Source organism: Gilliamella apicola (assembly GCF_003202655.1).
In the GTDB taxonomy this organism is placed as follows: domain Bacteria; phylum Pseudomonadota; class Gammaproteobacteria; order Enterobacterales; family Orbaceae; genus Gilliamella; species Gilliamella apicola_R.
Genome location: NZ_QGLR01000013.1, coordinates 1 through 11,365, shown reverse-complemented (window position 1 = coordinate 11,365; position 11,365 = coordinate 1). Strand labels below are relative to the sequence as shown.

The 11,365-nt window shown below is 37.6% G+C and carries 8 protein-coding genes and 1 CRISPR repeat array; of the genes, 7 read left to right on the top strand and 1 reads right to left on the bottom strand.

Annotation, left to right across the window (positions count from 1 at the left end):
- Positions 1-289: 289 nt before the first annotated feature.
- From murB to birA, 3 genes are read left to right on the top strand one after another with little or no spacing between them, the layout of a single operon-like run.
- The gene (murB, locus tag DKK70_RS11420; RefSeq protein WP_110434128.1) at positions 290-1,300 is read left to right on the top strand and encodes a UDP-N-acetylmuramate dehydrogenase; all 1,011 of its coding nucleotides are present in this window, start codon (positions 290-292) and stop codon (positions 1,298-1,300) included.
- Positions 1,301-1,336: 36 nt separating this feature from the next.
- Entirely contained in the window at positions 1,337-2,449 is a 1,113-nt protein-coding gene (locus tag DKK70_RS11415; RefSeq protein ID WP_065578325.1) for an MFS transporter, read from the top strand.
- A 7-nt stretch (positions 2,450-2,456) separates the two neighbouring features.
- Complete coding sequence (birA, locus tag DKK70_RS11410; RefSeq protein ID WP_065578326.1) at positions 2,457-3,410, top strand: bifunctional biotin--[acetyl-CoA-carboxylase] ligase/biotin operon repressor BirA; 954 nt, start codon at positions 2,457-2,459, stop codon at positions 3,408-3,410.
- Positions 3,411-3,477: 67 nt separating this feature from the next.
- On the opposite strand, the gene DKK70_RS11405 is transcribed toward birA, so the two are convergent.
- Positions 3,478-5,787, bottom strand: a complete 2,310-nt coding sequence (locus tag DKK70_RS11405; RefSeq protein ID WP_110434127.1) for a zinc/cadmium/mercury/lead-transporting ATPase — start codon at positions 5,785-5,787, stop codon at positions 3,478-3,480.
- Between the two features lie 254 nt (positions 5,788-6,041).
- Positions 6,042-6,549: direct repeats of the CRISPR family, unit length 27 nt; unit sequence ATTAATGCCGTGTAGGTAGTTTAGAAA.
- Between the two features lie 389 nt (positions 6,550-6,938).
- On the opposite strand from DKK70_RS11405, the gene DKK70_RS11400 reads away from it, so the two are divergent.
- The 4 genes from DKK70_RS11400 to DKK70_RS11385 all read left to right on the top strand — a co-directional run.
- Positions 6,939-8,297 carry a hypothetical protein gene (locus tag DKK70_RS11400; protein WP_110434126.1) on the top strand — a complete coding sequence of 453 codons (1,359 nt, stop codon included), beginning with the start codon at positions 6,939-6,941 and terminating at the stop codon, positions 8,295-8,297.
- Positions 8,298-8,339: 42 nt separating this feature from the next.
- Positions 8,340-8,522 (top strand): hypothetical protein, encoded by a 183-nt coding sequence (locus DKK70_RS11395; protein WP_110434125.1) that lies wholly within the window; start codon positions 8,340-8,342, stop codon positions 8,520-8,522.
- Positions 8,523-8,882: 360 nt separating this feature from the next.
- Entirely contained in the window at positions 8,883-9,617 is a 735-nt protein-coding gene (locus DKK70_RS11390; RefSeq protein WP_110434124.1) for a DUF4123 domain-containing protein, read from the top strand.
- Positions 9,618-9,646: 29 nt separating this feature from the next.
- Positions 9,647-11,365 (top strand): DUF6531 domain-containing protein (locus DKK70_RS11385; protein WP_146210874.1); only part of this gene is annotated, 1,719 nt, incomplete at its 3' end.

Genomic DNA, 11,365 nt, shown 5'->3' with positions numbered 1-11,365 from the left:
AAAAACAAAAAAGGGATTAGCTCATATTCATTGATTATTTGGCTAATCTTTTGACATTTTTATCAATAAATAAAAAGTCAAGATAAGTAAAAAAATAGTTTAATCCATAAAAGATCGTTTTGCATTGTGTTAAGATAGCAAATAAATAAGCTTTAATTGAATAAAGTGTTTTATCAAAAATTGATAACGCATTGATTGATTAATTCTAAATACTGAATGTCTATCAAAAGCGTCAAATAAAATTGGTTGAATCGAATTTAAAAGTATTTTTTATAAAAGGTAGTCATTAATGAACCAAAAAATTCCTAATACATTTGCTCTAGATGTTTATGCCAACCGGGTCGAAACAGTCACAACTGTTGAACAACTAATGCAAGTTTGGAAAAACAATCTCGATAATCAACCTTTTATAATTATTGGACAGGGCAGTAATACATTATTTACTGAAAATTTTGCTGGTACAATCATAGTTAATCGAATTAAAGGATTAACCATAACCGAAAGCGCGACTCACTGGCATTTAAAAGTGGGGGCCGGCGAATATTGGCATGATTTAGTTGCTAACACTATTAACCAGAACATCCCAGGCCTTGAAAACTTGGCTTTAATACCCGGTTGTGTTGGTTCTGCACCCATCCAAAATATTGGCGCATATGGGGTTGAATTTCAAAAAGTCGCGGATTATGTTGAATTACTTGAATTTTCAACCGGTAAAATTATAACTGTCACTGATGGTCAATATGGCTATCGTGAAAGCATCTTCAAACAAAAATATGCCAATGATTATGCCGTTGTCTATGTTGGTATCAAATTACCAAAACAGTGGAATCCAGTGCTAACTTATGGTGAATTAAGAAATTTTGATGCAAATAGCGTCACCCCTAAAATGATCTTTGATAAAGTGTGTGAAATCCGTCGAAGCAAATTGCCTGATCCTAATGTACTAGGTAATGGTGGAAGCTTCTTTAAAAATCCGATAGTCGATAAAAAACTTGCGGATAAACTACTTGAAAAATATCCAACAATGCCTATATATCCACAAACAGCAGATCAAATAAAATTAGCTGCCGGTTGGTTAATTGATCAGTGTGGTCTAAAGGGATACCAAATTGGTGGTGCAGCAGTGCATCAACAACAAGCTCTGGTATTAGTCAATAAAGATAATGCGACCGCGCAAGATGTTGTCGCATTAGCGCGTTATATCATCAATGCAGTATTGCAAAAGTTCTCGGTGCACCTATCGCCTGAAATTCGATTTATGGGAGCGACAGGTGAAATTGACGTGGATAAATTTTTATAAATACGTCCTAAAAACAACAAAATTACTTACAAACTTATGAAACATTCGTATTCATTTCCTATTTTATTAACGAGTCTACTATTTGTTACCATCGCTTTATCGGCACTCAATACCCAAGTGCCACTATGGCTTGTGCGTGAAGAATTTTCGCTAGGGCAGATAGGCTTAGTTGGCTCAAGCTATTTTACTGGTAACTTAGTAGGTACCATCATGGCAAATTGGTTTATTAGCCGATTTAATGCCAGATTTACTTACACCTACAGTTGTATCATCTTTGCAATTGCGACTATCGGTTTAAGCTTCTCAATGGATTTTTACAGCTGGGCTATCTGGCGATTTTTCATTGGGATCGCTTGTGCTGTCACTTGGGTGGTGATTGAAAGTTGTATTTTAGTCACTGGTACAGTACGCACTCGAGGAAAAATGCTTGCTGTATATTTGACTACTTACTACTTAGGTACCGTATTAGGACAAGCATTGCTGCAATATTTTCCGCAAGAGGTTCTCTATTTTGGTTTAGTGATTGCCGTATTAATGGGATTAGCCATCTTATTTATATTGTTAACCCATTACAAATTACCGAAGAAGAAAAAAAGCAGTTTCAACATTATGCCAATGATAATGTATAAACCTTCTCGCGTTGGCTTAATTGGTTGTGCCATTGCCGGTATGTTAATTGGTTCACTCTATTCGTTAATGCCTGCCTACTATTCACATCTGGGCTACAGTGATAACCAAGTCGCCAATTGGATGGTACTACTAATACTTTCTGGTGTGATTGCCCAAATGCCGGCTAACTGGTGTGCAGATAGGTTTGGTCGCCGTATTGTATTGTTAGTTGAATCAATTTTCATGATGATCGCCTGTGGCTTGCTGATATTCAACGTTTATGGTGTATTAGCCATTATTCTACTTGGTGCCACCATTTACACCATTTATCCAATCTCCATGGCGTGGGCTTGCTCATGTGTTCGCAAACAAGAAATTGTATCGATGAACCAAGCCATGCTATTAACCAATACGCTCGGAAGTCTAGTTGCTCCGGCTGTGATAGCTTTTATAATGGACACATTAAGCAATACTTACTTATTTATTAGTTTTGCTATAATTTCACTCTATTTTGTTGTTTTATTATTGCTCAAAAAGTGAGGATTGAATGCGCAGTAACCAAAATCCATTGAAATTAATCAATATATTAGCTGATGGACAGTTTCACTCAGGTGAGGAACTTGCCAACCAATTTGGCATTACCCGTGCTGGCATCAACAAATATATCAAAGTACTACGAGATTGGGGCATCACCTTATCATCCGTACAAGGTAAAGGTTACTGTTTAGCATCACCAATTGACTTACTCGATAAAGTCAAAATCGACGAAAATTATGGTGAGGATAGTCATGTAGAGGTGTTGCCGATCATCGACTCGACCAACCAATATCTATTAAATAATATTGAAAAATTACAAACAGGCGACAGTTGTGTAGCCGAGTTTCAATCTAAAGCTCGAGGTAGACGAGGGCGACAATGGTTCGCACCGTTTGGCAGTAATCTTTACTTTTCGATGTATTGGCGACTTGATCAAGGTATTGCAGCTGCTATGGGACTAAGTTTAGTGGTTGGTATTGTGATGGCTGATACATTACGGGAAATCTCTGGTCAAGATATCAAAGTTAAATGGCCTAATGATTTGTATCTTGATGATCAAAAACTTGCAGGCATATTAGTCGAACTTGCGGGTAAAACCGGTGATTGCGCGCATGTTGTTATTGGTGTGGGGGTCAACTTAATGATGACCAACCCCGATCCCAACATCGTCAACCAAAAATGGGCTAATTTAGGTAAAGTTGATCGCAATTTGCTGGTAGCAAAGGTAGCTAAAAACCTCAAAACCAAACTTCGTGACTTTGAACAACACGGTTTAACACCATTTCTTAATGATTGGCAACGACTTGACAATTTTGTTAATCGCCCAGTTAAATTATTAATTGGTGACAATGTGATCCGCGGTGTTGCTAAAGGTATCAATGAGCAGGGTGCATTACTTTTAGAACAAAATGGCGAAACCAAGGCGTTTATCGGTGGCGAAATTTCATTAAGGAGTGATGAATAAATAGTCAATAGTCGCTGTCACAAAATTGCCCCATTTAAACATAAATGGGGCATGATAAAATTATTACCTATTTTTTAATTCTCAATAACCGCAAAGCATTAGCGGTAACAATTGCCGTGGTGCCAGAATCAGCTAACACCGCTAACCAAAGCCCTGTCACGCCAAATAAACTAGTGATTAAAAATATCAACTTAATTCCCAAAGCAATGGTAATATTTTGCTTAATATTTCGATTAGCAAAGCGAGTTAAGCGAATCAACATTGGCAAACTTAACAAACTGTTTTTAGTCAACGCCGCATCCGCCGTTTCGAGTGCAACATCAGTCCCACTGCCCATGGCAATTCCGACTGTGGCGGCTTTCATTGCAGGGGAATCATTAATGCCATCACCAATCATCGCAATCGGAGTCTGCCGACCAATCTCTTCGATTTTGGCCAACTTATCTGCCGGCAATAGCTCAGCACGATACTCCATACCTAATTGACCGGCAATTGCTTTTGCGGCGCGTTGATTATCGCCAGTTAACATCAAGGTTTGCAAACCAAGTTGCTTAAGTTCAGTGATAGCCGGTAAAGCATCACTACGCAGTACATCTTGCAAAGCAATAATCCCTAGCAACTGTTGACTGGTGGTAACGACTACAACCGTCTTACCACCATCTTCAAGCTGAGTAATCGTATGAGCATCCTCGGCATTAAGCGCAGTTGACACTGTCTCGATCTTATTTGGCGACACAACAAAATAGGTTTGCTGATTTAATTCACCTTGTATCCCAACACCAGCAATTGCTTTACGATTATTTGCTTCAGCAAACTCGATCGGCTGTTGCTTAACATAATCGACTAATGCTTTAGCTAAAGGATGGTGTGAGCCGCTTTCAACCGCCGCAACAATCGCTAGCAGCTCCTCGTTAGAACAGTGTCGATTAATGACATCAGTCACTTGTGGTTTACCTTCGGTTAATGTTCCTGTCTTATCAAACGCCAACATTTTAATCGAACCAATATGCTCAAGTGCCGCACCGCCCTTAATTAATACCCCATATTTGGCCGCACTAGACAAGGCCGAGGTAATCACCGCTGGAGTTGATATTACTAACGCACAAGGACAACCAATTAACAACAACGTCAACCCTCGATATATCCAAGTATACCAATCAGCGCCGGTCAACAATGGTGGAATTAGGATCACTAAAAACGCAAATAATGTAATCGCCGGCGTATAATAACGGCTAAACTTATCGATAAACCGCTCTATTGGCGCTTTACGATCCTCGGCATCTTCAATCAGCTGTAAAATACGATCGACAGCATTTTGCCCCGATTCTGAAATCACCTTAAGTTGAATGGTATTATCGACCACTAACGACCCGGCTAAAATTTTATCGCCACTTAAATAATTAACCGGAATGGACTCACCGGTTAACGCACTTTCATCAATGCTGGCTTGTTCGCTAACCAAAATAACATCAGCTGGTAATCGACCGCCGGATGAAATTTCGATAATATCATCTGGTTTTAAGGTATGACTAGCAACTGTTTTCCTTTTACCATCAATAATAATCACCGTCTCATCAGGCATTAACTCCGCCAGTGATGAGATGCCTTTTTTTGCCTTACTGGTTGCAAAGCCTTCCAGCATCTCGCCTATCATAAACAGAAAGATTACCATGGTGGCTTCTTCGGCTGCACCAATAAACAGTGCACCCATTGCCGAAATACTCATTAGTGTTTCAATCGCAAACGGCGTACCACTACGGGTTAAAACAATGGCTTCCTTGAAAATTGGGATAATCCCAACTACAGCTGTCACAATAAACGCATATTCACCTGCGGTTTTATTCACCAACAAAATGAGATAACTAACCACAATCAATGCACCTAAAACCGCTAATGGAATAAATGCCTTTTTATCAAAACTATGTGAATGTTCATGGTGATGAGCAGGGCTCGACTCAAAAATCGGCGTATAGCCTAGTTCTGTAACCTTATCTTCAATCATCTTGATTACTGCACCATCATGCTTAGGAACAAAAACGATTAATTTTTCGGTTGAGAATATGATTTTGGTTTGATTAATATTAGGCAGTGTTTTAACACCGTTTTCGATTTTGCTGGCGCAATGAGCGCAATCCATACCTTGAATTTTCCAAGTTAACTTAACGCCTTGGCTACTCCGCTCTGGGTCTTCGGGGGGATCTTCAATATCACATTTTTGTGATGAGCTATGATCATGCCCATCACAGCATGCGGTGTGACTAGTTTCCTGAGAATGGTGAGAATCATGTGAATGATTATGAGCAATATTATGACAATCGCCATGACAATGATCGTGATTATCGTGGTGAGATTGCCCGGATTTGTTATTATATAACATAACGTTACCTCTTTTTGTGGATGATTTTGATTGTACACTCAAAAAAACAAAAAGAAATCTTTTTTAAACAAATTTTCCCAAAAGTTGAGGAAGTTTTTTTCAGCCAACATCATGCTATTGCCAACCTTTTTTTTGACTAAAAATAAAATTATTAAAAATCAATAAAATATAAATTTGTCAAAAAAAAGGGTTTTTGTAAGTAAAAATCCACTTTTACTTCTTGCAAACTATGTTTATATTATATCGTGTTCTAGATTACTGCCGAGTAGGTAGTTTAGAAATTGAATTCTAGTGATGCTGTGACAAGGTCATTGATTACTGCCGAGTAGGTAGTTTAGAAAAGTTCAAGATTTAACGTACGCAGTGAGACATTGATTACTGCCGAGTAGGTAGTTTAGAAAAAATGGGCATATCGGAATTTTTGAACGTCAACGATTACTGCCGTGTAGGTAGTTTAGAAACGATGTTGTGTGTAATTTATATGAACCAGCTAGATTACTGCCGTGTAGGTAGTTTAGAAATCAGCTGCATAATGCATTTTTATCGTAAACATGATTAATGCCGTGTAGGTAGTTTAGAAAATTGCCTGCTCTTCATTTTCTGCCATAAATTCAATTAATGCCGTGTAGGTAGTTTAGAAATCCATAGCCATTGCATTACCCATTTCGGTAAATGATTAATGCCGTGTAGGTAGTTTAGAAAATTCACTAGCTAAATGACTCTGACAGCCAGCCGATTAATGCCGTGTAGGTAGTTTAGAAATTGAGCGTTGGCACTTGCGACCGCATCGACCGATTAATGCCGTGTAGGCAGTCATTTTCCATAAAAAAGTTGAGGAACGATTCTCTAAGATTCAAAGCTATACTTTAAAATTTTAAATTAATAATAACATTTACAAAAGTTAACAAATTAAAATTTAAAAGCAGTTGCTTAGATTTTTTTTTGTCACTATACTTCCCGCTGATTTTAAATACAAAATCTGGTTTATATTTAGTCATTGCATCTTAAAAAATCATATAAAACATTAAGTTACTTGACAGGATTGTCATTATGAATTATAATTTTAAACACCAAACACCAAACACCAAACCTGCCTAACCCATCATTTAAATTCGATTAATTTTAGTAATAAACCAATCATTCTACTTTTATTGACGTTATGTATTTTAACGGTCAGTCAAAAAAGTCATGCACTTACAGCACATACCATAAATATCATTGTTGGTAGTAAACCGAAAGTTGTCGATATAACAGCAGCTGCCAAAAAACATGGCTTTATCTTAAATGGTGTTTTTTACAGTTCAAGCACTCATAATTTAAGTGATACAAATATCAATGAATTTGATGGTTTTACTAAATTAAGCGATTTTATTATCAAAAACTATACCGCCAATGATTTAGATAATTCATCTAATTATGATGATGCCGAAGGAGATAGTATAAGTCATAGCCAACCATTTGCCGTTGGACAGACGATTTACCAGTGGTTTGATAATAATGGGATAAGAATTGCTGATAGCGATAAACTGAACATAATTGGTTGTGGAAGTGGTTATGCGATGCCGTTAACGTTGACAATAACAACCTCAGTAAAAACTTATTCTGAATATGGTAACCCAAATGAAAGTGAGGCAGTAGCGATAACTAAATTATACAAAATCGCATCAAAATCTAAGTTATGCTATGCCAAACCTTATTCAACAGAATCCAAATCAGGCTATCAATGGGTCGGGATTAATTCTGCGGATGGTTATAATTGGAATGATCCTAATTTTTCCCAACCCAATCCAAATAATGGTGGAGGTTACTCTGTTGATTATGTACCTAATTGGGGATATAAAGCCAATCCGGCCGCATCATCAGGCAAAATATTTCCAACTACAGGTTTTTCTGGCGCCAAATTTCAATTAGTGATGACCGGTGCCCAAACGGATTATGAGTTTTCTATCCCCGTTAATCCTGGCGGTAATGTAAGTGTAGATGATCAAGGTTATATTACGCTAAATGATAAACCCACAGGTGCCGTTACAATAAATGCGAAACTAATTAGAGATAATAATATTGTCCATCAATATACCTTTGATGTAACCAGGATGTGGGTTGTTCCCCACAATGGTAAATATACTTATGATCAAGCAGTACAAATTTGTAATGGACAAGATAATATGTTAACTATGGCAGATCTTTCTAATTCACCACGATCCTATGACTATTATAATCTAACCAGTGCAGACCATATTAGTAATAGTTATACAAGAAAGATAGGTGATTCAGTATTTGGAGAATGGGGATGGGCGACTAAAAATAGTTATCCTGATTCAAATTGGCGAGAAGATCCTATTGATACAGCAACTTTTTCCGGTCGTTATTGGACTAAAGAAATCAATAAAACTGATTCTCAATGGGGATTCGTTGTTCATTGCCATGATGGTTATGTTGTTAGTTATTCTTTTAGGTTGATCGGTTCTATGTATAACTCTTCTTATGCAAATGTCGTTTGTAAAAAGTAAGTGATAGGTTTTGTATAACCAATATCACTTTACCAAGGAGAGGTGACCATAATAGGTAAATTTGAACAAGCAGTAAACAACAATGAAATTAGAGCCTATTTTAAAGGAGAAGGCGACTATTTTTCGCCGGAGGAAGGTAATATGGGATATTATAATGAGATACTTAATTTTATTGGAATGATGTGGAATGTCTACACTTTTTCATACAACAAAATTAAGGGGTAACTGTTTATTAAATGCCATCGGCGTCAAATAACCTAATGGTGAATGCCGCCGATTGTTGTTTTACCAATATGCATAAGCAGAAAAACGTTGTCGTAGTTCATTCGTATTGGTGAATATCTTATTTTTGATAAATTCAGTTTTTATTGTCTTAAATGTCGCTTCAGCAACGGTATTATCCTATAGGGTGACGTTTGATATCCTCAAACAGCTATATTTGCATTTATTGTTCAATATTCATGCGATGAATTAGCTTAAATTTTATTCGCTATTAGACCAATCATATAATTGCCTTATACTTTTAAAGCACCTATAATCAAGTCAATAACATTATCGATTATCGGTGTTGATTAAGAGGTCAAGATGACTAAGCTTGCACTATCAGACTGGCGTCAAATAACAGCCACGGCAAAGATGCCGCTTTACGCTGTGTTATCGAATGTCAGTGATGCGCAGTCAGTGAAAAACTATTATGTGACTGATGGCTCGCAAACTCCTCATGGGCTTTATACCGGTACGCCCTATACTAATTGGCATAGTGTGATGCCAATGATTGTCCAACTTGATGAAAATAGTCCGTTTTTAAATTGGGTTAGCCAAACTGAATATCAGAATTGGGGGTGGTTGGCACGTTCACATTTGCCCTTTGAATCGATTTGTGCTCATCTGCGCAGTTTAACCCAAGTGATTATGCCTGATGGTGAAACGGTCTTTTTTCGCTACTGGGATGGTACCTATTTGGCTGAACAAATCCGTTTTATGGCCGATAGTTGGGCTGAGGTATTACCGGCGTTTGCCTTTTACTGGATCAATGGTGAACCTTTTACTGTTTTTGTTCCACTACAGGTAGAGGCGCAAGTTTCCCCTTGGTGGCAAGTGCCGGCTGAACTTACCGATTATCTATTGCAAAAAAATAAGACACCTTTAATTGATAATATTATTCAATGTTTGCAGGAAGAGTATCCAACCTACTATTTTCAATTTGATGAGGAGATTATACATAAAAAGCTAGTACATCTATTATCGCATCTTGTTATTGAAAAGGGTGAAAACGGCGTAAGTAAAGCAGTTCAACAGCTAATTAAATACACATTATAAAAACTCAATACCTCACAGGGATGTAAAATATGGATAAAAAGAATCTAAAACAAGAAGTTTTACAGTCTGTCTTAGCGCGTTTCTCTCGTATTTTAGACGATATCGACTACTCTGCTCACTCTAAATATAAAAAGAAATTACAAGAAAGTGGTGTGGCAAGCAGCATTCAAATATTAGCATTAAATGATAAGCTCAGTAAAACCATGGAAGAAAGGGCGGAGGAAATAGGAAGGAGGCTTACCCCCTGGAGATATCCACAAGAAGAATATAAGGATAAAAATGGAGTAACCGCGCAGTGTCCTTTAAATAAACAGATTATTATTCAATATGGATTTGATATCTCAACCTCTGTATTTTCCGATGCCCCTGTAGATGCAGCCCAACAGCCTGACGGTAAACGATTTATTAAAGTCGGTAACTTGAAAGGGCAACTTATACCACAATTAGCCAAAATCGTTCCGAATAAATGGGGCGCAAATAACATGTCCCATATTGAATATTTTCCCGATGAAGAAAATGCAATCCCATTTGAATTGGATGATAACGGCCGGGCAGTTATTGATGGCTGTCAACCCGGCAAGCGTTATTATATTCGTATGGACCCCTTTACAAATCAACAACAAGTTGATGAGTGGCTAAATGGTTATAAACGTATTATTCAACATTTATCTGAATTTTTAGAATCCGAATGGGACAATGTCCATGAGCAACGGTGGCAAATCTTTGATAAAGCTATGGCTGAAGCCACTCAACGAATTTACGATAATCCCATATCAGAGGAAATCCCATTAGCAACGGCAGTCGGTGGTGATTTTTTTGAGGGGGTTGCGGATCGCGCGGTAGAAAAAACCGGTGAAAGTATAGAGTCCGTCATCGATGGATGGGATTTCATGATTGACCACGGGGCAATATATGCTTCACTACTTACCCCAACAAATCCATTTCTTGCGCAAGCTGCCGGTAAGAAATTATTGGAATCGTGTCAGTCATTATTCCAAACTCAAGAGCCATCAGAAACACCCAAAACAGAAAACGAAATAAAAGACGTCTATTTTTTTGTTCAAGATGAAGTATATCTGTATATTATCACGGCCGCCCTTGAGTATTGGTATGAAATACAGTCGCCAAAAGATAAAGCTTATTTATTGGGTAAAGATTTTTTTGATTTTGCCATTGATGTGGCGCAGTTTTTTGCCGAATGCTATGTAATGGGAAAAGCTATCCCTATTGCTGCAAGCGTTTTACGAACCTCTTCTTCAACAATCAGTCGAACCACCGCTAATTTACTGGAAAAAGGCAAGAGTTTTATATCAACCAAAACTTCGGTTGCAAAAGCAACTACTGCGGAAATAATTGGTTCGCTTCCTGAACGTTTTATCCAGTTTTTTAATAAAAAACAGCTAAAAGCTTCAGTGACAAAGGTAGGCGGTACAACAGCTGAAGCGACCGGATTAAAAACGGTTGTTAAAAATGAAAGTAAGAAATCAGTTAACGTAGTGACGAATGCTGGCAAAGATGAAAACATCCTTACATTAAACAACAATAAAAATATAAAAAATACCTCGCCAAAAACGCAAAATGGAAAAAAAAATACAAAAGGAAAAGAACATAGAAAAGACAACGATCCGGTATCAATGTTAACCGGTGAAGAGCTATTAACCTTAGTTGATGATACCCTATTTAGCCAGTTCCCTTTTGTTTGGCAGCGGCTTTACCGAACCAGTGCGGTGGAGTTCAATTGTGGTCTG